This is a genomic window from Pseudomonas sp. GW822-FHT02E03, assembly GCF_058802325.1.
Window position 1 is genome coordinate 95790 of sequence record NZ_JBXAOA010000002.1, and the last position, 24078, is coordinate 119867.

Sequence of the window (24078 nt, forward strand, 5' to 3'; positions counted from 1 at the left end):
CCCCCCCCCCCCCCCCCCCCCCCCCCCCCCCGGCAACCGGCACTTAGGAAGCGCTGGTTGGGGTGGTTGCTGCGATCGATGCGGCGGCCGGCGTTGGCGCTGGCGTGGCTGTCGAGGTGGCTGCTGCTAAGGCAGACGTTGCTGCCGGAGCCGGGTTGGCTGGCTTGGCAACTGGCGCGGCGGCCGGCTTGGCGGCAACCGGTTTTTTCACCGCTGGTTTTGCAGCCGGTTTGGTAGCGGCAGGTTTGGCTGCTGGTTTCGCTGCGGCAGGTTTTGCAGCAGTAGCTGGCTTGGCTGCAGCAGGTTTTGCAGCAGCAGTTTTGGCAGCCGGTTTGGCTGCAGCTTTTGCAGCTGGTTTTGCAGCTGGCTTGGCAGCTGTTTTAGTCGCGACTGATTTCGCGGCTGGCTTGGCAGCAGGTTTCGCAGCGGCAGGTTTCGCAGCGGCAGTTTTTGCAGCTGGTTTTGCAGCTGGTTTTGCAGCTGGTTTTGCGGCCGGTTTGGCAGCTGCTTTCGCCGCTGCAGTTTTCGCCACCGCGGGTTTAGCAGCAGCGGTTCTGGCAGCCGGTTTAGCGGCAGCTGTTTTGGCAGCGGCTGGCTTGGCGGCAGGTTTGGCAGCGCTTGCAGCGACTGTTTTTTTCGCCGCAGGTTTAGCGGCAGGTTTTGCTGCGGCTTTCACCGGTGCTTTGGCAGCCGGTTTGGCAGCAGGCTTGGCCGATGCTTTTGCAGCAGCCGGTTTGGCAGCGGCTTGCTTGGCAGGAGCCGCAGCAGGCTTGGCCGAACGCAGGGACAGCGCCTTGCCGACAGCCTCTTGTACACGACCGACGCCCTGGGCCAGTTTCAGGCTTTCTTGAGCATCGCGCTTGAGTTGCAGAATGTAGCTGCGCGTTTCGGATTGACGATCCTTGAGGGCATCGAGCAAGTCCTCAAGCTCCTTCACCGCACCCTTGGCTTTGGCTTGTGCCTTGGCCTTGCCGGCCGCCGCAGCGTCCTGCAATTTGGTCCGGGATTTGTGCAACTTTTCCTGTGCTTTTCCGCGCTGCTTCTCCAGTTTGGCGAGCAGTTTTTCAGCATCAGCCAAGGCTTGGGAACAAGCGTTTTCCAAATGCTCGAGCAGGCTGCCCGAGAGTTGTTGGAGTAAGTGCAACGGAGTATTTACTGGCTTCTTGGTGGCCGACATGGTTTACCTCCTGGCTGACGTGAATGCGGCTCATACTAGACCTCTGCTGCAACCGCCGCTAGGGCATGTTGACAGTATCGAAAGCACTACGTTGCAACGAAGTAAAAATGTTCTGTGCTTGCGCAAAACCAGTTCACCTTTGAACGCATTCACACTGGCATAATCCTGCGCATCTCAGGTCGGAGAGTGCCCATGTCGCGCTACCTTTTTTTATCGTTGTGCGTGGTTTTTTCTGTGGCGCAAGCCGCCGAAAAAACCGCCGCAAATGACACTCACGATCTCGCTTACAGCTTGGGCGCAAGCCTTGGCGAACGCTTGCGCCAGGAAGTTCCGGACCTGCAACTTCAGGCCCTGCTCGAAGGTTTGCAACAAGCCTATCAAGGCAAGCCGCTGGCACTGAAAGATGAGCGGATCGAACAGATTCTGGCTGAGCATGAAGCCCGGATTGCCATGCAGTCGCCTGTACCACAAAGCGAATTGGCATTGGAAAACGAGCGACGGTTTCTCGCTGAAGAAAAAGCCAAACCCGGCGTTCGCGAACTGGCCGATGGAATATTGCTGACAGAGTTGGTGCCAGGCACCGGTGCCAAGGCCGGTCCGAATGGCAAGGTCCAGGTGCTGTATATCGGACGCCTGCCTGACGGCTCAGTGTTCGACCAAAACAGCGAGGCGCAGTGGTTCAGTCTTGATAGTGTGATAGCGGGCTGGCGCAGTGCGCTGCAAAACATGCCGGTCGGCGCGACATGGCGCCTGGTGATTCCATCGGCCCAAGCCTATGGTGCCGAGGGTGCCGGCGACCTGATTGCGCCATTCACGCCGCTGGTATTCGAGGTCGAATTGCGCGGTGCTAAAAGCTGAAAACCGGAATCGAAAAACGGCGCGCATTTGCGCACCGTTTTGAGGGTGTTGCTGGATAAGGTTCAGGCTTGAACCGAATCCTCTTCCTTGTGAGCAGTGTGCAGCACTTCGATCAGGCAATCTTCCAGCTCGAAGCGTTCGTGCAACAAGCCACCCAGCTCCTTGAATTTCTCCGCGACACACTTGCCGGCATCACATAGATCGTTGAACGCCAGCAGCTTCTCGGTGATGACGTCGATGCGCGGGTAAATTGTCTCGGCCAACTCCAGACCGCGAGTATCACCGAACGCCCTGGCTTCGCCGGTCAGCTGTTCGTAGATCTCGAAATGCCCGGCTGACACGTAGTCGACCAGCACACCGCAGAACTCCTGCAACTGTTTTCGGTTCTCGCCCAGAGCCTCGGGCTTGTCGCCGAGAGCATCATAGGCCCGAACCAGTTCGTGACGCTCCTGCAACCAGCGGTCGATCAGCAGATGCACTCCACCCCAGCGTTCCTGAGCATTCTGACAACTTTCGAGCATGGTGATTCTCTCTTCCCTTGTGGGTCATGCTGCTCTACACCTGTCGCACACTTGAAGATCAAGAATCGACCAGGCAGAGCGTCATTCGAGCAACATAAATCCAATGACACGTGCGGGCCAGATTATGCCCGCGCGCCTATGGCTTCAAGGTACGCAGGAGATAAAGTTCATACAAGTGTTTAATCACCCGCCAATGCCCGGTGCGACGACTCGCCGCTGAGCGGTTGCTGACACGCGATCCAGACAAGGCGCAGCAACTGATACCCGCCCAGAATCATCATCGCAACGAAGAACAGCAAACTCCATTCCGGGATGCTCAGGTCGAACAGCGTCCAGGAAATTTCCGCGCAATCGGCGGTTCCTTTGAACATTCGCTGCACGACACAAAGCCAGGGCATAGTGGCGAACAGATCGGCCAGATCAGGCGAACATGTCGATAACTGATGCACCGGATCGCTCTGCAACACCACCTGCCGCCACGCCGTGATGGTGCCCGCCAGACTGCAGAACAGACCCAGCAACCAATACAGGAAGGATCCAAAGCGTCCAGGCCCCTGCACTGAAGCCGCCAGGCAGACACCCGTCAGCAGCGCCAGGCAAACCCGCTGCAACAGGCACAACCCGCACGGCTTGAGGCCGACCGCATATTCCAGGTGATAGGAAACGCCCAAGGCCAGGGCACCTGCAATGAAAACCATGAAAAACAAGGAGCGTGAGCAGGCCAAAGACATGGCTTTTCCGTAACAGTAGAGACAGGCGGTTACGGTAGAGGAAAGCGCAGCAGCCTTTCAAGGCAGGCCCCCACGGACACTTCACCAGAAGTGTAGGGAATTCCCGACAGCGTCGAGAGGATTTGATGTAGTCCTCTGTAGGACTTTGCCGGCAAAGGATTACAACGCTGAAACAGCGGCGGATTCGAAGCGATTACCGCCCTGTAGCAGCTGCCGAAGGCTGCGTTCGGCTGCGCAGCAGTCGTCATCCGTCTAACGCGCCCCACCTGATCAAACCGTGGCGCCTGATTTACGACTGCTGCGCAGCCGAACGCCGCCTTCGGCAGCTGCTACATAGGTCCGACTCAGGAAATCAGGCGTGAGCCGGCACCGGCAGCGGTGCCGCCAGCAAACGCTCATCCAATAGACCCAAGCCCTCCTGGAACAGCTGATTACTGCGTTCGGTGTCACCCAGTTGCGCCAGCAACCGCGCCAGCTCGGCGCAGGCTTCAGGGTTGCGCTGCACGCGCAGGCTGCTCTCCAGATAATCCCGGGCCTTGCCCCACAGACTGCTTTGCAGGCACAAACGGCCCAACGTCAGCAGCAGGCTCGGGTCGGCGGGATGATCCTTGAGCCAACCCTCGGCGGTGTGCAGTTGCCTGGCCGCATCGCTGCCGCGAACCAGCCCGTAAAGGCGTGCCAGATGGCTGTCGTATTTGCGCTTGAGGGCTGCACGCAGGACCTCCTCGGCCTCGACCTGTGCCCCTAGTTGCCGCAATTGCTCGGCATAGGCCAGCACCAGTTGCGGTTCCTGGCGCTGAGCGGCGGTGAGTTGCTGCCAGGCGCGATTGAGCGATTGCAAACCGACCGTTCCGTCCTCTTCCCGCTGCGCCGCCAACGAAAGATTTTCACCCCAGGCACGACGCTCCAGCTCAGCCAGTTCGGCCGGTGGCAATACCTTGTCCTTGCGTAACTCCGGCAACAAGCGAATCACTGCCGACCAGTCGCCCCGCTGCTGAAGCAGGCGCTGCAACTGGCGCAGGGTCTGGACGTTATGAGGATGACGCTCGTGCATGGCTTGCAGGGTCACCAGCGCGCCTTCAGTGTCGCCGCGGTCAGTCTGCAACTGGGCATGGTTCAAGGCAATCGCCAGCTCGGCCTGGGGCTGCCGCTCGAGGGCGCGCTCCAGCAGGTTGTCGCTTTCCTCGTAGTGACCTTGTTCGTTCGCGGCGCGGGCGGCACCGAGGTAGTAGAGCAGCGGCTGGCGCTCGGCTTCCGCTGCGCGATACAGATGACGCTGCGCACTGGCCCAGCGGCCCTCGGCCAAATCCAGCTGACCGTGTTCTATCGCCACTTGCACCCGCCGGCTGCGATTGCGCCGGGACCATGGATTGACCACTCCACCGGAAGTCGTCACCAGCTCGATCAGCGCCTTGATGCCCCAGAACACCAGCCACAGCACGGCCACCAGGGCGAGGGTTGCCCACAGGCTCGATTCGTAACGGAAAGTTTTGTAGGCGATCAGCACATAGCCAGAATGCTCGGCAATCGCCAGCCCCAGCGCGGCAGCCGCCGCGATGACCACGAACACGATCACATAGAGGCGCTTCATGGCGTGGCCTCCTGCGTCGTGCTCGCGGCAGGTTTGGCCAGAGGTTTCACCGACTCCTCGGCGTTGACGTTGCGCCGCTCAAGATAGGCCTGGACCGTACTCAACGTGCCCGTCAGATCTGGCGTGATCACCGTGACTGGCTGCTTGCTCAACTCGGCCACCTGCTCCAGCATGACTTTGCTCTGAGGGTTGTCCGGGTTGAAGTTGCTCTTGAGCACGTCCCGCGCTTCGGCCAGCGCTTGGGTGTAAACCGCGGCCTGGCCATTGAGCGCGGCCCATTGCGCCTGCTCCAGCGCCAGACTGAGAGCCAGACGCACCTGGCTCAGGCTCTGCCCTGCCAGCAACGGTCGGACATTCTTGTCGGCGTTGAAATCGATGCGGATATAACGCGAGATCTGATCCCACCATTGCGCCCAGCGACTGGCGCCATCGCCATCAGCGGTCAGGCCCAGCAGGGATTCACCACGATCCTTGTACTCAGGCGCCAGCTCGGTGAGGTTGATCACCTGATCGCGCAAGGCACCCAGTCGCAGGAACAACCCGGTGCGATCCGGCTGTTCGGTACTGCGCAGGGCCACCAGGGTTTTTGCCACTTGCTCGCGAGCGGCGAAAGCCCCGGGGTCGTTCTGTTCACGAAGAATTTCGTCGGCGCCTTGCACCAGAGCCTGGGCGCTGCTGATGTCCTGCAATGCCGACAGACGCAGGCTGGCCAGGCGCAGCAAGTGCTCGGCTTCGGCCAGACGCCAGTCCTTGCGGCTCGCGCCGAGGACGGTTTCCAGACGTTGATTCAGACGTTGCTGATCGCCTTGGAGTTGCGTGACCAGACGACTGCGCGCGTCGAGTTCCTCGGCGGCAGGCATTTGCTCGAGGCGAGCCGTCAGGCGTTGTTCGTTGAGCTTCAAGCTCTGGGCCTGATCGTTCAGCGCCTGAACCTGACTCAACTGTTGCTGGTTATTGGCTTGCAGGTGACGCACCTGCCAGACTCCCCAGCCGCCCACAGCAACACCTGCCGCGCCCAACAGTAGCGCGACGATTGCCAACCCATTGCCTCGGCGCTGCTCAACAGCAGGTGGCGCAGTTTCAACCGGTGCATCAGCCGGTGCATCAAGCACGGGCCGGACGTCATCTTTAGGCAAGGCTGTTTCGCTCACGTATCCATCCTTTGCATTAGAAAACGGGCACGGGGTGTTCCCGTAACGCCGCCAGCAAGGCCGCGGCACTGGCGCCACGACAATCCACAACTGTTTGGGCCCCGGCGGCGCGTGCCAGCTCGGCGACCCTGGGGCTTGGAACAAACAACGGCAGCCGCACCATGCTCGGCCAGGCATCGCCAGCCAATCGGTGCAGGTGCTCAAAACCCTGTCCACTGCTGACCACCAGCCCGTTCAAGCGTTCCGCCTTGATCCGGTCAGGCAGCGTTGCCGACGGGTACTGTGGCAAACCACGTCGGTACAACTCCAGATACTCGACACTAGCACCAAGCTCGCGTAAACGCTCAGCCAGCAACTCGCGCCCACCCTCCCCGCGCAGGATCAGCACTCGCGGATCGGGGCCGGCGACAGCCTCGCGCAACGGCGCAAGCTCAAGCAAGGCTTCGCTGTCATCGCCGTCGACCGGGAAGCTCACATCCAGCCCGCTATCCTCGAGAATCTGCGCCGTCGCCGCGCCCACGCTGAACCACTTCAGGCCCGGCGGTTGCGGCCAGTACTGGTTGAGCAGGCTGACAGCGATTCTGGCGGCCGGTTTGCTGACCACGATCACCGCGCAATAGTTTTCCAGGTTCTGAATCACTTCGCGCATTGTGTCAGAGGCAGGAATCGGCTCGATATCCAAAAGCGGCAAGCTGCTGCTGAAAATCCCCGCGTCGGCCAGCACACGGGCAAGCGCCGCCGATTCATCCGCAGGGCGCGTCAGCAACAGGCGCCAGCCAGTCACTCGTGCCCTGCCTCGCCATAGACTGCTTTCAGAATGTCGGCGGCGCCCTGGCTCAGCAGGTCTTCAGCCACTTGCACACCCAATGCCTCGGCATCAGCCCGCGGCGCCCGGGCCTCGGCGCTGAGCAACAGGCCGCCGCCCGGATCACCCACCAACCCGCGCAACCAGATTTGCTCGCCTTCAAGCACGGCGTAGCAAGCGATCGGCACCTGGCAGCCGCCATTCAAATGCTTGTTGAGCGCACGTTCGGCGGTAACGCGAGTGGCCGTGTCCTGATGATGCAGCGGCGCCAGCAGCGCATGGATTTCAGTGTCGGCGCTACGGCATTCGATACCGACCGCGCCTTGGCCACCGGCCGGCAGACTGTCTTCGACACTGATGGCCGAGGTGATGCGGTCTTCGAAGCCCAGGCGAATCAAACCCGCCGCGGCGAGGATGATAGCGTCGTATTCGCCGGCATCGAGCTTGGCCAGGCGAGTGTTGACGTTGCCGCGCAGGAAGCGGATTTCCAGGTCCGGGCGGCGGGTCAGCAACTGCGCCTGGCGACGCAAGCTGGAGGTGCCGACGATGCTGCCTGGCGGCAACTCATCAAGGCTGGTGTAGGTATTGGAGACAAAGGCATCGCGCGGGTCTTCGCGCTCGCAGATGCAGAACAGACCGAGGCCTTCAGGGAAGTCCATCGGCACGTCTTTCATGGAGTGCACGGCGATGTCGGCTGCGTTTTCCAGCAGCGCGGTTTCCAGCTCCTTGACGAACAAGCCCTTGCCGCCAATTTTCGACAGCGGCGAATCGAGCAGCTTGTCGCCTCGACTGACCATCGGGACCAGCGTCACGAGCAGGCCCGGATGGGCCTCTTCCAGACGAGCCTTGACGTATTCGGCCTGCCACAGGGCGAGAGCACTTTTGCGGGTGGCGATGCGGATTTCGCGAGAGGACATGGATCAATCCGTACTGAATAGATACGGCAGATAATAACAGCTCAGCCAAATCCGCTTTGACTTGTATCAGAAACTGCATGGCCTCCCTGGCCCTCAATGTCCGGTAATAGGGTAGAAATCCGGCCCCTAAAGCTGTTGCATCATTTTTCGCACGCCGGCCACATGGCGTCGACTGACGATCAGGGCATCGCCGTTCAGGCCTTTGAGAAACAGCTGGAAATGCCCCAAGGGCGTGCGTTGCAGCCGCTCGATGCGTTCACGAGCCACCAGTGCATTGCGGTGGATCCGCACGAAACGGTCGCCAAATTCGTCTTCGAGGGCCTTGAGTGGTTCGTCGAGCAGCACTTCACCGCCTTCATGACGCAAGGTGACGTACTTGTGGTCGGCAATGAAGTAGACCACCTGACCCAACGGAATCAGCTCGATGCCTTTTCGGGTGCGGGCGCTGATGTGGCTGCGCGGACCGCTACCGGTTTCGGCCGCAGGGCGAGTCAAGGCCGCGAGCTGGACGCGATTGGGTCGCTCGGCTTTCTTTAATGCTTCGTGTAACTGTTCTGTGCGCACTGGCTTCACCAGATAGCCCACGGCGCTGGCCTGTAGGGCTTCCACGGCAAATTCATCGGGCCCGGTGCAAAACACCACGGCGGGCGGGGTTTCGCGTTCGCACAATCGTGCAGCCACTTGCAGGCCATCGAGGCCCGGCATGCGAATATCGAGCAGCACGATATCCGGTTTGTGACTGTCGATCAGTGCCAACGCCTCTTCGCCGTTCGTGGCGCTGGGCTCCAGGACATTGTATCCCTCGAGTTCGCCCACCATTCGGCTCAGGCGCTCGCGGGCCAGGGGTTCGTCATCAACGATCAGGACATTCATATTGCGCTGGATTCCTGCGTGAGTCTCGCACAAGGATAGCGTAGACAGGTGAAGTGACGTCCGTCACCGCGATCCACGCTAAGACTAGCGCGAGGGCCAAAAAGTGCCGCGAGACCGGCGGCTAAATTTTTATCTGCCGCGTGACTGGCGGCCCAGGCCCGCAATGGCGAGGCATCGCCGTAGGGTTTGCTGATACACAATATGAACACCCCTCTTCTCTCTATAGTCAGCTGCAGCATCGAGAAGTGCGCTGATCCTCTGTCCAACTGTAGACGGTTGCCGGGACGATATTGCTCAATTGAGAAATATCGTTGTGCAATTTCCGCATCGCTTGCTTCGAGCAGGGGTCGCACGATGAGAAAAAAACCTGTCGACCAGTGTCAGCGACAGGATTGGCAACCCTGTTATTATCCGCGTCAGCGTTTCACGCCATCTTTCTTCAAGCCGATACGAGCGAATTCATGAGCACTGACAAGACCAATCAGTCCTGGGGCGGCCGCTTCAGTGAACCCGTCGACGCCTTCGTCGCCCGCTTCACCGCCTCCGTCACCTTCGACCAGCGCCTGTATCGCCACGACATCATGGGCTCGATCGCCCACGCCAGCATGCTGGCCAAGGTCGGCGTGCTGACCGATGCCGAGCGCGACAGCATCATCGATGGCCTGAACACCATCCAGGGTGAAATCGAGGCCGGCCAGTTCGACTGGCGCATCGACCTTGAAGACGTGCACATGAACATCGAGGCGCGTCTGACCGACCGCATCGGCGTGACCGGTAAAAAGCTGCACACCGGCCGCAGTCGTAACGACCAGGTCGCCACCGACATCCGCCTGTGGCTGCGTGACGAGATCGACCTGATCCTGGGCGAAATCACCCGCCTGCAACAAGGCTTGCTGGAGCAGGCCGAGCGCGAAGCCGCCAGCATCATGCCGGGCTTCACTCACCTGCAAACCGCCCAGCCGGTGACCTTCGGGCACCACATGCTGGCCTGGTTCGAAATGCTCAGCCGCGACTACGAACGTCTGGTCGACTGCCGCAAGCGCACCAACCGCATGCCGCTGGGCAGCGCCGCGCTGGCGGGCACCACTTACCCGATCGACCGCGAGTACACCGCTCAACTGCTGGGCTTCGACGCGGTCGGCGGTAACTCCCTGGACAACGTGTCCGATCGCGACTTCGCTATCGAATTCTGCTCGGCCGCGAGCATCGCGATGATGCACTTGTCGCGTTTCTCCGAAGAATTGGTGCTGTGGACCAGCGCACAATTCCAGTTCATCGATCTGCCGGACCGTTTCTGCACCGGCAGCTCGATCATGCCGCAAAAGAAAAACCCGGACGTGCCGGAACTGGTTCGCGGCAAGACTGGCCGGGTATTCGGCGCATTGATGGGCTTGCTGACCCTGATGAAAGGCCAACCATTGGCCTACAACAAGGACAACCAGGAAGACAAGGAGCCGCTGTTCGACGCCGCCGACACCCTGCGCGATTCGCTGCGAGCCTTTGCCGACATGATCCCGGCGATCAAGCCGAAACACGCGATGATGCGCGAAGCGGCCCTGCGCGGTTTCTCCACCGCCACTGATCTGGCTGACTACCTGGTGCGCCGTGGCCTGCCGTTCCGTGATTGCCACGAGATCGTCGGCCATGCGGTGAAGTATGGCGTGGACACCGGCAAGGATCTGGCGGAAATGAGCCTGGAAGAACTGCGCAAGTTCAGCGACCAGATCGAACAGGACGTATTTGCCGTGCTGACCCTGGAAGGCTCGGTGAATGCCCGTGACCATATCGGCGGGACTGCGCCGGCGCAGGTCAAGAAGGCTGTTGCTCGCGGCCAGGCGTTGCTCGCCAGCCGTTAAAAGCTTCGCGGGCAAGCCTCGCTCCCACAAGGATCTCCGACGGGCCAAAATCTATGGCAGACAGAGAAACCTGTGGGAGCGGGCTTGCCCGCGAAGGCATTCTCAAGATCGTTACACGTCTACTTTTTGGACGCGATCATCTCCAGGAACGCTGGCATCGCCGCGTCCTTGTCCTTTGCGATCCGCTGCACATGCGGATTCTGCTCCAGACGCTCCAGCAGCGCCCTGGCCGCTGGCATCTCGGCCAACAGATCGATATCAAACAGCTTCTGCGCCACGGCACGCGCCAACGGCACGCTGTAGAGGAAATACAGATCGGCCACGCTCAGGCTGTCACCCGCGACGTAGGGGGCGAACTTGCCATGCCTGCTCAGGGCAGCAAAGCCCAGCAGCAACTCGGCCTTGGTTTTCTCTTTGATCGCGTCCGGCACGGCCATACCGAAGAACGCCTCGGCATAGCACGCGCGGCCCGGCAACTCGATGTACAGCTCGATCTCCTTGGCCAGCGCCAACACCTGCGCCCGTTCGAACGGATCACTGGACAGCAGCGGCGTGCCTTTCTGGCTCTGCTCGAGGTACTCGAGAATCACGCTGGTTTCATTGATGAAACCTCGTTCGACGCCCAGCACTGGAACCTTTCCGCGTGGGCTGATGGCTAGCGTCTCGGGGGTAGTGCCCGGGTAAAACGGCACCTCTTCAAACGGCAGTCCCTTCTCCAGCAACGCCAGCTTGACCATGTTGTAGTAGTTGCTGACGCAAAATCCATAAAGCTTGAGCATTACATAGCCTCCAGGCCGTGCAAGGGGTTGGCAGCGCCAGTTATAGAACGCCCGGGCACTTCCTGCCAGCAGCATCACAGCGCTGAATGCAGGTAAACTGGCCGCCTTAACTTGAGGAGCCTGCCATGAGCGAGCCAACTGATATCGAGATCGACGAAGAAGAGTTCGCCGAAAACACCCTGATCGAAGCCATCGAAAACCAGATCGAAAGCGATAACCCGCCAGCGGCCAAGGCGACCTTCAACAAGCTGACCCTGGTGGGTTACGAGCGTGAGGAAATCCTCAACCTGATGGCCCACGTGCTGGCGGTGGAAATCGACGCGATCCTCGAAGAAGACCGCCCGTTCAACAGCGAATGGTACGAAACTGCGCTGCGCGCGCTGCCAGAGTTGCCACCGGAAAAGAAATAAGCCGAGCCCTGGCACGGAATACTGTTCACTTAAGAGAGTCTTGAATCAGAGTAACCTGTGGCGAGGGAGCTTGCCCCCGTTCGGCTGCGTAGCAGTCGCAAAGCTTTTGGGGTCGCTTCGCGACCCAACGGGAGCAAGCTCCCTCGCCACAGGCAAGCCCCCTCGCCACAAAAGCCCGCCTCCACATAGATTGTCACCAATCAGTACCGCCTTGCCCCAGACGCTGACTAAACTGGAAACCACCCCAAGGCGAAAAAACCCTGTTACGAGCACTGGACATGCTGCGCGAGTGGGCTCACCTTAGGAGCGCTATCGTCCAATTCCTAGAAAGTCTGGAGTCCTTATGTCGCTTACCCCTGAGTTGGTTGCCGAACTGGAAATCCTCGCCCTCTTCAACCTGGACAGTTCCCAGGAAGGTTTGAAAATTCATCAGACCGCTGCCCCGAAAGCCATTGCCGCTGCCCAAAGACTGTTCGATAAAGAATTGATCACCCAGCCCGATGGCGGTTATCTGACCAGCCTGGGGCGTGACGCTGCACAAAATGTGCAAACCGTTCTAACCATTCTGTCCGTGCGCGAAACAGCCTGAGCCTCACCGCATCGCCCACGGAAACCTCTGTCACGGGATTTCCGCGGGCACACTTTGGTGCCCGCTGTCGCTGTACGATAGAAACCTGACGCCAGAAATACAAAATCAGCTTAAAAGTCCCGGGGCCGAGGCGCTAAACTGCCCCTCATCCCGAGCCCACCACGTCCGAGCCCCGCGAGCCGGATTGAGCTGACATGACCCGCACCCATGAAATCCGCCCCGATCTGGACGAGGGAATCGACCGCAAGGTTCTCAGCCAGCTGCGCGCCCGTTTTCTGAAGCTCAACGAGGGCCGCATGGCCCGCGCCATGGAAGGGTTGTCGACCCGCCAGCAAACGGTGCTGACCCTGCTGCCGCTGTTTTTCCACGTCAATCATCCGTTGTTGCCGGGTTACGTTTCGGGTAGCACCCCGGCCGGGCTGTCGAATTTCGAACCTGACGCCAATACACTCGCCGAAGCCCAGCGCCTGACCCGCTCGTTTTCCTACAAGCCACGCCACGGCAGCAACCCGCCGCGACCGATTCACGGCCTGTTCCTGATGGGCAGCCTCGGTACCCTGGCTCAAGCCGATCAGAGCGATATGGACGTCTGGGTCTGTCACGGGCCGGACTTGAGCGAAAGCGAACTCAGCGAGCTGCGCAAGAAATGCCAGTTGCTTGAAATATGGGCCGCCAGCCAGGGTGCCGAGGCACATTTCTTCCTGATCGACCCTGCTCGCTTCGTGCTCGGCGAGCGCGATACCCAACTGAGTTCGGAAGACTGCGGCACCACCCAGCACTACCTGCTGCTGGACGAGTTCTACCGCACCGCGATCTGGCTGGCTGGCCGCACACCCATCTGGTGGCTGGTGCCGGTTTACGAGGAGGCCGCGTACGACCGTTACACCCACACGCTGCTTTCCAAGCGATTCATCCGTGCCGACGAAACCCTGGACCTGGGACATCTGGCGTACATCCCGCCCGGGGAATTCATCGGTGCCGGGCTCTGGCAATTGTTCAAGGGCATCGAGTCACCGTACAAATCAGTGCTCAAACTGCTGCTGACCGAGGTGTACGCCAGCGAACACCCCAAGGTCCAGTGCCTGAGCCTGCGTTTCAAGCAGGCGGTGTTTGCCAATCGACTGGACCTCGACGAACTGGATCCATACGTCGTGGTTTACCGGCGCATCGAGGAATACCTCACGGCCCGGGGCGAACCGGAACGCCTGGAGCTGGTACGCCGCGCGCTGTACCTGAAGGTCAACCGCAAGCTCACCGGCAGCAGCGGGCGCACCCAGAGCTGGCAGCGTTCATTGCTCGAACGCCTGGCCAACGAATGGCAGTGGGATCAGCGTCAGCTCGCATTGCTCGACAGCCGCAGCCAGTGGAAAGTCCGCCAGGTCAGCGCCGAACGCCGAACCCTGGTTGGCGAACTGAACTACAGCTATCGCTTCCTGACGCAGTTTGCCCGCAACGAGCAGACCGTCAGCCTGATCAACAAGCGCGACCTCAATGTGTTGGGCCGGCGGTTGTACGCAGCCTTCGAGCGCAAGGCCGACAAGGTCGAATTCATCAACCCGGGCATCGCCCCTGATCTGGCCGAAGACACCTTGACGCTGGTGCAGGCACCCAACAAGAAAGAACCGGGGCAAACCCAATGGGGTTTGTACAACGGCAGCCTGGCCGCCCACGAATGGGAGCATTTCGCGCCAATCAAGCGCAGCCGCCAGCTGCTGGAACTGCTCACCTGGTGCCACCGCAACGGCGTGATCGACAGCAGCACCCGCCTGGCCCTGCACCCCGGCACCAGCGACTTGAGCGAGTTCGAACTGTTCAACCTGCTTGGCAGCCTGCAACAAAGCATCGCCCTGCCCCTGACCACTGTCGCCGAAGAGCCTTTGCTGCGCGCCAGTGTGCCGAGCGAAGTACTGATTCTGGTGAACGTCGGCATCGACCCGCTCAAGCACCATCGCGACCTGAACATCCTGATGACCACCGAGCGCACCGACTCGCTGAGCTACGCCGGCGTGCGGGAAAACCTGGTGCTGACCCTGGATCAGGTCACGCTCAATAGCTGGAACGAGGTGCTGGTCAGCCGTTTTGACGGCCCCCACGCCCTGCTCGACTGCCTGCGCGATTACCTCAACAATCTGCCGGACGGGCCACAACAGCCCAAGCTGCGGGTGCGTTGCTTCTGTCACAACCGCGCACAATTCATTGCCCGGCGGGTCGAAGAAATCCTCGACACCGCGCAGAACCTGCTGCTGAGCAAACTCAATCATCGTTACCTGATTCAGGTCCAGCAGCACTACCACGTGCTGGAGCTGGTGCCGGGCCAGGTCAATCACATTGCCCTCGCCACCCTGCCGGCGCTGTTCGATTACCTCGGCGAAGAACTGGCGAGCTATAGCCCGTTTCATCTGGACCCGATGGCACTGGAAGACCACGACCTGGCGCTGATCCTGCCCATGGGGCAACCCGACTGCGTTCAGGTGTTCTACCGGATTAACGAACACCAGGCCGATGTGTATGTACTGGATGAATTCAATGCCCTGTGGCAGCAACGCTTGCCCTATCACGACGAACAAAGCCTGTTGGTGCCACTGCAACGTTTCCTGCAATCGATTCAGTACCGGCGCGATGCCTTGCTGCCGATGGACACCGCCCAGCCGCTGAGTCTGGAGACTTTGTATTACCAGTTGTTGCCTTCAGGCTCCGCGCGGGCGCGCCGGGTAGAAGCCCGGCCGGCACCGCAAACCCCGGTCAACAAACCGTTCTATGACGTGCAGGCCATCGTCGGCAAAGCCGCACCAGGGCAGGTGCAGGTCACGTTGTATTGCAATCAGCGGGAATTTTCAGAGCTGGAACATGGCGACGAACTGTTCAGCGTAGTCGCCCGGGAAATCGTCGAGCAGCGCCGCGAGACCGAACGCTATCGCTGCTACATCACCGACCTGGACCTGTCGGGCCTGCTCGGTGATGGTCAGGGTTCAAGCCATCTGTATCTGCGCTACAAGGCCGACCTGGAGCGCGCCTTGAACGAGGCGCTCGAGCAGGTCTGAGGCATGGTCAAACGTTGTAATCGCCGCCATTGGCAGGTTGCGATTCGACTTCCAGCAAAGTCAGTTTGAGGGTCTTGCCGCCCGGTGCCGGCCAGTCGATGTGCTGACCGACTTTCAGGCCCAGCAAAGCACTGCCCACCGGCGCCAGAATGGAAATCCGGCCTTCGTCGGCGTTGGCATCCTTGGGGTAAACCAGGGTCAGGTGATAGTCCTTGCCGCTGCTCTCTTCACGGCAATGCACACGGGAATTCATGGTCACGACATCGGCGGGCACTTCATCGTGACCGACCAGGGTATCGGCGCGATCCAGTTCGGTTTGCAGCGCGATAACGCCCGGCAGCGTGTCATCCAGGCTGTCGATCAGGCGCTCCAGACGTTGCACGTCCAGACGGGTAAGGGTGATGGAAGGTGCGGTCATGATCAGGGCAGACTCCTTTCTTCTGCACGAAAAAAGCAAAACCCCGCCAGAAAAAGGCGGGGTTTTCACGAGCCTCGATGGGTTGAGGCGTCTCTGGACACTATCACAGCTCAATAAATATACAAGTGAGGCCGCTGAACGCACTCTTTAGGGTTGGCGAGTAACTTTGTGGCGAGGGAGCTTGCTCCCGCTGGGGCGCGCAGCGGCCCCGAAAAGTTCACGACTGCTGCGCAGCCGAACGGGAGCAAGCTCCCTCGCCACAAAAGCCCTTAAGCCAAAGCTTTGCGTTGTGCAGCCTGCGCACAAATCACTCGCCGCCGCTCATCGTCGGCCGAACGCCATTCGCGAATGTCTTCGACATGGCGAAAACACCCCAGACAAACCTTCTGCTCATCCAGCCGACACACACCGCTGCACGGCGACGGCACCGCCGGGCTGACATTGCTGTAAAGCGGTTTGGGCGGACGAACGGGAGCGGGCTGGGTCACGATCTCACAGACCTTCGAAATCGAGTTCGACGTCGGCTTGCTGCTTGACGATGCGCTCGAGCATTTCGCCCAGTTGCTCTTCGCTCTTGTCGCACATCCAGCGTTCGCTCTCTTCGTCATAATCAAAATGGAAGCCACCCGACACGGCCGCCAGCCACAGCTGACGCAGCGGCTCCTGACGACTGAAGATCAATTGGCTGCCGCTTTCGAACTTGACGGTGAGCACACCGGCCGAACTCTCCAGATCGATATCCAGGCCACTCTCGTCGAAAATATCCTCCAGCGTCTGCTGGGTTGCATCGACCAGGTCGTGGAAACGGGCTTCGGTCAAACTCATTGCGGGAACCTCAAAAAGTGTCTACTCACGCTCAAGCGCCGCAAGATACGGGCGAGCTCCGGTGATTGCAAAGGATAACGATCAAGCGTCGATATCGATATGGTAGCGCTGTACCTGTGGGAGCGGGCTTGCTCGCGAAGGGGCCAGCACATCCAACATGTTTGTTGACTGAACCACCGCATTCGCGAGCAAGCCCGCTCCCACAATGGACTGCACCTAACTTACCGGCATCCGGCGAAGGCCCGCCGGACGGGAGGCCCGTCGCATAGGCAAGCTGCCGGGTGGCCGGTATACTCCGGCGCAATTAACGCATTTTCAAGGATTTCGCCATGAAGCGCCTGATCTCTTCCCTTGCTGCGCTCGCTTCGCTCGTCGCTTTTGTCAGCTTATTATCGGCCTGTGGTCAAAAAGGCCCGCTGTACCTGCCTGATGAAAATCAGGACCCTGCAGAGCAAGCCAAATCGTCGCAGCAGACTCCGTCGAAAGCCCACAAGCACGACGTCTACTAAGGGAACGCTATGGACGCTTTTAACTACCGTGACGGTGAGCTGTTCGCGGAAGGGGTTGCCCTGTCCGCCATCGCCGAGCGCTTTGGTACACCGACCTACGTTTACTCCCGTGCCCACATCGAAGCCCAGTACCTGGCTTACGCCGATGCGCTGGCCGGCGTGCCACACCTGGTCTGCTTTGCGGTCAAGGCCAATTCCAACCTGGGTGTACTGAATGTCCTGGCGCGTTTGGGTGCCGGTTTCGACATCGTTTCCCGTGGCGAACTGGAACGCGTACTGGCCGCTGGCGGCACTGCTGACAAGATCGTGTTCTCCGGTGTCGGCAAGACCCGTGACGACATGCGTCGTGCGCTGGAAGTCGGCGTGCACTGCTTCAACGTCGAGTCCACCGATGAGCTCGAACGCCTGCAAGTAGTGGCCGCCGAGCTGGGCGTTCGCGCGCCGATCTCGCTGCGCGTGAACCCGGATGTCGACGCTGGCACCCACCCGTACATTTCCACTGGTCTTAAAGAGAACAAGTTCGGCATCGCCATCGCCGATGCCGAGGACGTGTACGTCCGCGCCGCACAACTGCCTAACCTGGAAGTGGTCGGCGTCGATTGCCACATCGGTTCGCAACTGACCACCCTGCCGCCGTTCATCGACGCCCTTGACCGCCTGCTGGGCCTGGTCGACCGTCTCGGCGATTGCGGCATCTACCTGCGCCACATCGATCTCGGTGGCGGTTTGGGCGTGCGTTATCGCGATGAAGAGCCGCCATTGGCTGCCGACTACATCAAAGCCGTGCGCGAGCGTCTAGACGGTCGTGACCTGGCCCTGGTGTTCGAGCCGGGCCGTTTCATCGTCGCCAACGCCGGCATGCTGCTGACCCAGGTCGAGTACCTCAAGCATACCGAGCACAAAGACTTCGCCATCGTCGACGCGGCCATGAACGACCTGATCCGCCCGGCGCTGTATCAAGCCTGGATGGACGTCACCGCCGTGCGCCCGCGCAACAGCGCCGCTCGCGCCTACGACATCGTCGGCCCGATCTGCGAAACCGGCGACTTCCTGGCCAAGGATCGTCAACTGGCCCTGGAAGAAGGCGACCTGCTGGCCGTGCATTCGGCCGGTGCCTATGGGTTTGTCATGAGTTCCAACTACAACACCCGTGGCCGCGCCGCTGAGGTGTTGGTGGACGGTGATCAGGCATTTGAAGTGCGTCGCCGTGAGACGGTAGCCGAGTTGTTTGCTGGCGAAAGCCTGCTGCCGGAGTAAAACCATGCTGCTGCGTTTTACCAAGATGCACGGCCTGGGCAATGATTTCATGGTCCTCGACCTGGTCAGCCAGCACGCGCACATCCTGCCCAAGCACGCCAAGCAATGGGGCGATCGGCACACCGGCATCGGCTTCGACCAGTTGCTCATCGTTGAGGCGCCGAGCAATCCGGACGTGGATTTCCGCTATCGGATCTTCAACGCCGACGGCTCCGAAGTGGAACAGTGCGGTAACGGTGCGCGCTGCTTCGCCCGCTTCGTGCTCGACAAGCGCCTGACCGCCAAGCGGCTGATTCGCGTCGAGACCAAAAGCGGCATCATCGAACTGGACATCCGCAACGATGGCCAGATCAGCGTCAACATGGGCGCCCCGCGCCTGGTGCCGGCCGAGATTCCATTCGACGCCCCGAACCAGGCCCTGAGCTATCAAGTCGACGTCGACGGCACCACGGTCGAACTGGCCGCGGTGTCCATGGGCAACCCCCATGCCGTGTTGCGGGTCAGCGACATCAACAACGCACCGGTGCATGAACTGGGGCCGAAAATCGAACATCACCCGCGCTTCCCGGCACGGGTCAATGTCGGTTTTCTCCAGGTCATCGACCGGAGCCGTGCGCAGTTGCGCGTCTGGGAACGCGGGGCCGGGGAAACCCAGGCATGCGGAACCGGCGCCTGTGCTGCCGCAGTGGCCGCGATCAGCCAGGGGTGGATGGATTCGCCGCTATTGATCGACCTGCCCGGCGGGCGTCTGTCCATTGAATGGGCAGGCCCAGGCCAACCGGTCATGATGACCGGCCCGGCAGTGCGCGTATACGAAGGACAAGTGCGTCTTTGAGTGAGCCAAATCCATGACCGACAAGCCCCAGGTTCCCGCCCTACAGCCCGACGAATCCCCTTCCGAAAGCCTTGAGGCGGCGGCGATTGCCGCGTACCTGGAGGCTCATCCGGATTTCTTCATCGAGCACGAAGAACTACTCCCGGCCCTGCGCATTCCGCACCAGCGCGGCGACACCATTTCGCTGGTCGAACGCCAGATGACGATTCTGCGCGACCGCAATATCGAGTTGCGTCATCGCCTTTCGCACTTGATGGACGTGGCCCGGGACAACGATCGACTCTTCGACAAGACCCGCCGCCTGATTCTCGCGCTGATGGACGCCACCAGCCTAGAAGATGTGGTGATCAGCGTTGAAGACAGCCTGCGCCAAGACTTCCAGGTACCCTTCGTCAGCCTGATCCTGCTGGGCGACAACCCGATGCCGGTGGGTCGCTGGGTGACGCATGCCGACGCGCAAACGGCCATCGGCGGCTTGCTCTCGGAAGACAAAAGCGTCAGCGGCAGCCTGCGCGAGCATGAACTGGACTTCCTGTTCGGCGAAGAACAGCGCAAGCAGATCGGCTCCACCGCTGTCGTCGCCATCTGCCACCAGGGCATCCACGGCGTCCTGGCCATCGCCAGCCGCGATCCGCAGCACTACAAGAGTTCGGTGGGCACGCTGTTTTTGAGTTACATCGCCGAAGTCATGGGGCGCGTGCTGCCACGGGTCAACAGCTCCCTGCGCTCGGTACGCTGACCATGGAACGACAACTGGACGCTTACTGCGAACACCTGCGCAGTGAGCGGCAGGTGTCGCCTCACACGCTGTACGCCTACCGCCGCGACCTCGACAAAGTGCTGGGCTGGTGCATCAAACAGAACATCGACAGCTGGGCAGCGCTGGACATCCAGCGCCTGCGCAGCCTGATCGCTCGCCTGCATGCCCAAGGCCAATCGTCCCGCAGCCTGGCGCGCCTGCTGTCGGCGGTGCGCGGGCTCTATCACTATCTAAACCGCGAAGGCTTGTGCGATCACGACCCGGCCAATGGCCTGGCGCCGCCCAAGGGCGAACGCCGCCTGCCGAAAACCCTCGACACTGACCGCGCGCTGCAACTGCTTGAGGGTGCGGTAGAGGATGATTTTCTCGCGCGTCGGGATCAGGCGATTCTGGAACTGTTCTATTCCTCCGGCTTGCGCCTTTCCGAACTGACCGGGCTCAACCTTGATCAGCTGGATCTGGCTGACGGCATGGTCCAGGTGCTCGGCAAGGGCAGCAAGACTCGACTGTTGCCAGTGGGCAAAAAGGCTCGCGAAGCACTGGAACTGTGGCTGCCACTGCGGGCCATGACCAACCCGGCGGACGACGCAGTGTTTGTCAGCCAGCAAGGAAGACGCCTCGGCCCTCGGGCGATTCAGGTACGGGTCAAGGCTGCCGGTGAGCGCGAGTTGGGGCAGAACCTGCACCCGCACATGTTGCGACATTCCTTCGCCAGCCATTTGCTGGAGTCCTCTCAGGACTTGCGGGCGGTGCAGGAACTGCTCGGCCACTCAGACATCAAGACCACCCAGATCTATACCCACCTGGACTTCCAGCACCTGGCGACGGTCTACGACAGCGCCCATCCACGGGCCAAACGCATTAAAGGCGATGATTCATGACCATCCAATTGATCACCTTCGATCTCGACGACACCCTGTGGGACACCGCCCCGGTGATCGCCAGCGCCGAAGTCATTTTGCGTGAATGGCTGACCGAGCATGCACCGAACCTGGGCGCGGTACCGGTGGAACACCTGTGGTCGATTCGCGAGCGCGTGCTGAGCAGCGAACCGAACCTCAAGCACCGCATCAGTGCCCTGCGTCGGCGGGTGTTGTTCCATGCGCTGGAAGAAGCCGGTTATGGACATATCGAAGCATCCGACCTGGCCGATCAGGGTTTCGAAGTGTTTCTGCATGCACGACATCAGATCGAAGTGTTCCCTGAAGTCGAGCCGACGCTGGAGACGCTGGCCAAGCATTACGCCTTAGGCGTGGTGACCAACGGCAATGCCGATGTGCGTCGATTGGGGCTGGCGGATTACTTCAAGTTTGCCCTGTGCGCCGAAGATATCGGCATCGCCAAGCCCGATGCGCGACTGTTTCATGAAGCGCTGCAGCGTGGCGGGGCAACCGCCGAAACAGCGGTGCATATTGGCGACCATCCCGGCGATGACATTGCCGGCGCTCAGCAGGCGGGGTTGCGGGCAATCTGGTTTAACCCGGCGGGCAAGGTATGGGAAGCACAGACGGCACCGGATGCCGAGATTCGTAGCCTGAACGAATTGCCGGGGTTGTTGGCGCGGTGGAATACAGTTTAGTTTTGAGGTGATCCCGAAAAGATCGCAGCCTTCGGCAGCTCCTACAGGTGTACACCATCAATAATGTAGGAGCTGCCGAAGGCTGCGATCTTTTGATTTTGTTTCACCCATGAAAAAGCCCGCAGCGACGGCGGGCTTTTTCAGCAAGCAAGAAGCAGGCGCTTAGATAGGCCGGCTGCCGTACTTGTTATCAGGCTTCTTGGGAGGATCGGCGACCACATTGGCCTCCACTTCCTGCACCTTGCCGCCCCGCGCAAGAAACTCTTCCATGGCCTTGGCCAGGGCGTCGCGTTCCTTGTTCTTGGCTTCGACGCTCGGCAGCTCATCGACCGATACCGCAGCCTTGGCCTTGCCTTTGGCAGTCGGAACGGCCACATCACCGCTGTCGTCTTCAGCGACGTCTTCTGCCGCCGCTTCAAGGCCTTCTTCGGTTTCGTCTTCGTCGCCTACTTCGAGGTCGTCGTTTTCCAGATCATCGTCGCTCATGTTCTACCTCATGACTTGCGAAAAGCAGATTAGTTATAGCCCAGCTTTGCTGTCTGTCGACGGCTGCCGGAAAAAAATCAACCACCACTGGTGACCAGCGGTTTTCATGCCCCTTCACCGTGCACGGTGGCGAGGACTTTACGGGCACCGCCGTGATCACGGTGCTCGCCCAGATAAACACCTTGCCAGGTCCCCAACGCCAGTCGGCCTGCCGAGATCGGCAAACTGAGCTGACAGCCAAGTACGCTGGCCTTGAAGTGCGCCGGGAGGTCGTCCAGGCCTTCGTCGTTATGCTCATAGCCGTCTGTTCCTTGTGGGATCAGACGATTGAAAAATCGTTCGAAGTCGCGACGTACCGCCGGATCGGCGTTCTCGTTGATGGTCAACGACGCCGAGGTATGCTGTAGCCACAAATGCAACAGACCGACCCGACACGCCTTGAGTTCAGGCAAGCCAGCGAGTAATTCGTCCGTTACCAGATGAAAGCCTCGGGGCCGTGCTCGCAAGGTGATCAGAGTCTGTTGCCACATACAGTTCTCCGCACGTTCGGGGCGCATTCTAGCGCGCTCTGGAAAAAAACAAAGGCCCTAATATTCCTTCAATCGTGTAAGCCATTGGCCGTAGAAAATCGCCCGTCGTAAACGCGACTGAACGCGTGAGAAAAAACCTTTCAGCCCTTCCTTCACTGACAAATTCCAGACAAAAAAATGCCCGGCAAGCCGGGCAAATTTTTCATGCGCGTGCTTACAAGTTGTAGCCGCGTTCGTTGTGAAGCGCCAGATCGATGCCGACAGCTTCTTCTTCCTCGGTGATACGCAGCCCCATGACAGCGTCCAGGACCTTGAGGATGATAAAGGTGACGATCGCGGTGTAGATCACCGTGAAGCCCACGCCTTTGCATTGAATCCAGACTTGAGCAGCGATGTCGGTAACGGTGCCGAAGCCACCAAGGGCCGGTGCCGCGAACACGCCAGTCAGGATTGCGCCGAGGATACCGCCGATACCATGCACGCCGAAGGCATCCAGGGAATCGTCATAACCGAGTTTGCGTTTCAGGGTGGTGGCGCAGAAGAAGCACACCACGCCCGCCGCCAGACCGATCACCAGAGCGCCCATCGGGCCCACGGTGCCTGCCGCCGGAGTGATTGCAACCAGACCGGCCACCACACCCGAGGCGATACCCAGTGCGCTTGGCTTGCCGTGAGTGATCCACTCGGCAAACATCCAGCCCAGCGCCGCAGCAGCGGTGGCGATCTGGGTGACTAGCATCGCCATGCCGGCAGTGCCGTTGGCGGCGGCAGCGGAACCGGCGTTGAAGCCGAACCAGCCGAACCACAGCATCGCGGCGCCCATCAGGGTGTAGCCGAGGTTGTGCGGAGCCATCGGGGTGGTCGGGAAACCTTTACGCTTGCCCAACACCAGGCAGGCAATCAGACCGGCCACACCGGCGTTGATGTGCACCACGGTGCCGCCGGCGAAGTCGAGAACGCCCCAGTCCCACATCAGGCCGCCGTTACCGGACCAGACCATGTGCGCGATCGGTGCATAAACCAGGGTGAACCAGATGCCCATGAAGATCAGCATGGCGGAGAACTTCATCCGCTCGGCGAACGCACCGACGATCAACGCGGGGGTGATGATGGCGAAAGTCATCTGGAAGGTGATGAAGACCGCCTCGGGGAACAGTGCCGCGGGACCGGTCAGGCTCGAAGGCGTGACACCGGCGAGGAACGCCTTGCCCATGCCGCCAAAGAACGAGTTGAAGTTGACGACGCCCTGCTCCATGCCGGTGGTGTCGAACGCAATGCTGTAGCCATAAATGACCCACAGAATGCTGATCAGACCGGTAATGGCGAAGCACTGCATCATCACGGAAAGAATGTTTTTCGAGCGAACCATGCCGCCGTAGAACAGCGCGAGACCGGGAATGGTCATGAACAGCACAAGGGCTGTCGAGGTCATCATCCAGGCGGTATCGCCGGAATTGAGGACTGGGGCCGCCACTTCGTCTGCCGCCATGGCCAGGCCGGGCATTACGAGGGACAACAGGGCTCCTAGCCCTGCGAATTTACGCAGAGTCATATTGTTTTCTCCTGGGGCGTTGGGTTTG

Annotated in this window: 26 protein-coding genes; 11 read left to right on the forward strand and 15 right to left on the reverse strand. The window is 60.4% G+C overall.

Going from position 1 to position 24078, the window contains the following annotated elements:
- Nucleotides 1–43: 43 nt before the first annotated feature.
- On the reverse strand, nt 44–1177 hold the full coding sequence (locus AC1RQB_RS02305; protein WP_063342172.1) for an AlgP family protein: 1134 nt from the start codon (nt 1175–1177) through the stop codon (nt 44–46).
- 192 nt (nt 1178–1369) lie between these two features.
- Between AC1RQB_RS02305 and AC1RQB_RS02310 the strand changes: the two genes are divergently transcribed.
- Entirely contained in the window at nt 1370–2035 is a 666-nt protein-coding gene (locus tag AC1RQB_RS02310) for an FKBP-type peptidyl-prolyl cis-trans isomerase (protein ID WP_063342171.1), read from the forward strand.
- A gap of 62 nt (nt 2036–2097) precedes the next feature.
- Here the strand turns inward: AC1RQB_RS02310 and AC1RQB_RS02315 are convergent, their stop codons facing one another.
- The 7 genes from AC1RQB_RS02315 to AC1RQB_RS02345 form a co-directional block, all read right to left on the reverse strand.
- A complete protein-coding gene (locus tag AC1RQB_RS02315; RefSeq protein ID WP_063342170.1) occupies nt 2098–2556 on the reverse strand; it encodes an Rsd/AlgQ family anti-sigma factor in 459 nt (152 codons plus the stop codon).
- Nucleotides 2557–2735: 179 nt separating this feature from the next.
- On the reverse strand, nt 2736–3287 hold the full coding sequence (locus tag AC1RQB_RS02320; protein WP_063342169.1) for a disulfide bond formation protein B: 552 nt from the start codon (nt 3285–3287) through the stop codon (nt 2736–2738).
- A 352-nt stretch (nt 3288–3639) separates the two neighbouring features.
- On the reverse strand, nt 3640–4878 hold the full coding sequence (locus AC1RQB_RS02325; RefSeq protein ID WP_063342168.1) for a heme biosynthesis protein HemY: 1239 nt from the start codon (nt 4876–4878) through the stop codon (nt 3640–3642).
- Complete coding sequence (locus AC1RQB_RS02330; RefSeq protein WP_063342167.1) at nt 4875–6029, reverse strand: uroporphyrinogen-III C-methyltransferase; 1155 nt, start codon at nt 6027–6029, stop codon at nt 4875–4877. Before AC1RQB_RS02330 ends, AC1RQB_RS02325 begins: the two co-directional genes overlap by 4 nt.
- Nucleotides 6030–6045: 16 nt before the next feature.
- Nucleotides 6046–6813: a uroporphyrinogen-III synthase gene (locus tag AC1RQB_RS02335; protein WP_063342166.1), complete on the reverse strand. Its 768-nt coding sequence runs from the start codon at nt 6811–6813 to the stop codon at nt 6046–6048.
- On the reverse strand, nt 6810–7751 hold the full coding sequence (gene hemC, locus AC1RQB_RS02340; protein ID WP_008076101.1) for a hydroxymethylbilane synthase: 942 nt from the start codon (nt 7749–7751) through the stop codon (nt 6810–6812). The genes AC1RQB_RS02335 and hemC overlap by 4 nt, the downstream gene beginning before the upstream one ends.
- Nucleotides 7752–7877: 126 nt before the next feature.
- Nucleotides 7878–8624, reverse strand: coding sequence for a LytR/AlgR family response regulator transcription factor (locus AC1RQB_RS02345; protein ID WP_007899317.1), 747 nt, complete (start codon nt 8622–8624; stop codon nt 7878–7880).
- A gap of 461 nt (nt 8625–9085) precedes the next feature.
- Here AC1RQB_RS02345 and argH point away from each other — a divergent pair, with 461 nt between their 5' ends.
- Nucleotides 9086–10480 (forward strand): argininosuccinate lyase, encoded by a 1395-nt coding sequence (argH, locus tag AC1RQB_RS02350; RefSeq protein ID WP_008076102.1) that lies wholly within the window; start codon nt 9086–9088, stop codon nt 10478–10480.
- A gap of 119 nt (nt 10481–10599) precedes the next feature.
- Here the strand turns inward: argH and AC1RQB_RS02355 are convergent, their stop codons facing one another.
- The gene (locus AC1RQB_RS02355) at nt 10600–11259 is read right to left on the reverse strand and encodes a glutathione S-transferase family protein (protein ID WP_063342165.1); all 660 of its coding nucleotides are present in this window, start codon (nt 11257–11259) and stop codon (nt 10600–10602) included.
- 125 nt (nt 11260–11384) lie between these two features.
- Here AC1RQB_RS02355 and AC1RQB_RS02360 point away from each other — a divergent pair, with 125 nt between their 5' ends.
- The 3 genes from AC1RQB_RS02360 (at nt 11385) to AC1RQB_RS02370 (ending at nt 15299) form a co-directional block, all read left to right on the forward strand.
- A complete protein-coding gene (locus AC1RQB_RS02360) occupies nt 11385–11669 on the forward strand; it encodes a hypothetical protein (protein ID WP_008076105.1) in 285 nt (94 codons plus the stop codon).
- Nucleotides 11670–12012: 343 nt separating this feature from the next.
- Nucleotides 12013–12258 (forward strand): TIGR02647 family protein, encoded by a 246-nt coding sequence (locus AC1RQB_RS02365; RefSeq protein ID WP_007894898.1) that lies wholly within the window; start codon nt 12013–12015, stop codon nt 12256–12258.
- Nucleotides 12259–12452: 194 nt separating this feature from the next.
- Nucleotides 12453–15299 carry a class I adenylate cyclase gene (locus tag AC1RQB_RS02370; protein WP_063342164.1) on the forward strand — a complete coding sequence of 949 codons (2847 nt, stop codon included), beginning with the start codon at nt 12453–12455 and terminating at the stop codon, nt 15297–15299.
- Between the two features lie 7 nt (nt 15300–15306).
- Here the strand turns inward: AC1RQB_RS02370 and rnk are convergent, their stop codons facing one another.
- The 3 genes from rnk to cyaY all read right to left on the reverse strand — a co-directional run bounded on the left by rnk (nt 15307) and on the right by cyaY (nt 16542).
- Nucleotides 15307–15717, reverse strand: a complete 411-nt coding sequence (gene rnk, locus AC1RQB_RS02375) for a nucleoside diphosphate kinase regulator (protein ID WP_063342163.1) — start codon at nt 15715–15717, stop codon at nt 15307–15309.
- Nucleotides 15718–15986: 269 nt separating this feature from the next.
- Nucleotides 15987–16205, reverse strand: a complete 219-nt coding sequence (locus AC1RQB_RS02380; RefSeq protein ID WP_081235258.1) for a DUF1289 domain-containing protein — start codon at nt 16203–16205, stop codon at nt 15987–15989.
- A 4-nt stretch (nt 16206–16209) separates the two neighbouring features.
- Nucleotides 16210–16542, reverse strand: a complete 333-nt coding sequence (cyaY, locus tag AC1RQB_RS02385; protein WP_063342162.1) for an iron donor protein CyaY — start codon at nt 16540–16542, stop codon at nt 16210–16212.
- Nucleotides 16543–16871: 329 nt separating this feature from the next.
- On the opposite strand from cyaY, the gene lptM reads away from it, so the two are divergent.
- The 6 genes from lptM to AC1RQB_RS02415 are packed head-to-tail and all read left to right on the forward strand — an operon-like array spanning nt 16872 to nt 21482.
- Nucleotides 16872–17051: an LPS translocon maturation chaperone LptM gene (lptM, locus tag AC1RQB_RS02390; RefSeq protein WP_063342161.1), complete on the forward strand. Its 180-nt coding sequence runs from the start codon at nt 16872–16874 to the stop codon at nt 17049–17051.
- A 9-nt stretch (nt 17052–17060) separates the two neighbouring features.
- On the forward strand, nt 17061–18308 hold the full coding sequence (gene lysA / locus AC1RQB_RS02395; RefSeq protein WP_063342160.1) for a diaminopimelate decarboxylase: 1248 nt from the start codon (nt 17061–17063) through the stop codon (nt 18306–18308).
- 4 nt (nt 18309–18312) lie between these two features.
- Complete coding sequence (dapF, locus tag AC1RQB_RS02400; protein ID WP_063342159.1) at nt 18313–19143, forward strand: diaminopimelate epimerase; 831 nt, start codon at nt 18313–18315, stop codon at nt 19141–19143.
- Between the two features lie 13 nt (nt 19144–19156).
- Entirely contained in the window at nt 19157–19882 is a 726-nt protein-coding gene (locus AC1RQB_RS02405; RefSeq protein ID WP_063342158.1) for a DUF484 family protein, read from the forward strand.
- 2 nt (nt 19883–19884) lie between these two features.
- On the forward strand, nt 19885–20784 hold the full coding sequence (gene xerC / locus AC1RQB_RS02410; RefSeq protein ID WP_008007548.1) for a tyrosine recombinase XerC: 900 nt from the start codon (nt 19885–19887) through the stop codon (nt 20782–20784).
- Nucleotides 20781–21482 carry an HAD family hydrolase gene (locus AC1RQB_RS02415; RefSeq protein ID WP_063342157.1) on the forward strand — a complete coding sequence of 234 codons (702 nt, stop codon included), beginning with the start codon at nt 20781–20783 and terminating at the stop codon, nt 21480–21482. Before xerC ends, AC1RQB_RS02415 begins: the two co-directional genes overlap by 4 nt.
- Nucleotides 21483–21644: 162 nt before the next feature.
- Here the strand turns inward: AC1RQB_RS02415 and sutA are convergent, their stop codons facing one another.
- From sutA to AC1RQB_RS02430, 3 genes are all read right to left on the reverse strand, one after another.
- Entirely contained in the window at nt 21645–21968 is a 324-nt protein-coding gene (gene sutA, locus AC1RQB_RS02420; RefSeq protein ID WP_008076129.1) for a dormancy-specific transcriptional regulator SutA, read from the reverse strand.
- Nucleotides 21969–22072: 104 nt separating this feature from the next.
- Nucleotides 22073–22498: a secondary thiamine-phosphate synthase enzyme YjbQ gene (locus tag AC1RQB_RS02425; RefSeq protein ID WP_007989493.1), complete on the reverse strand. Its 426-nt coding sequence runs from the start codon at nt 22496–22498 to the stop codon at nt 22073–22075.
- 214 nt (nt 22499–22712) lie between these two features.
- Nucleotides 22713–24050: an ammonium transporter gene (locus AC1RQB_RS02430; protein WP_063342156.1), complete on the reverse strand. Its 1338-nt coding sequence runs from the start codon at nt 24048–24050 to the stop codon at nt 22713–22715.
- Nucleotides 24051–24078: the final 28 nt, after the last annotated feature.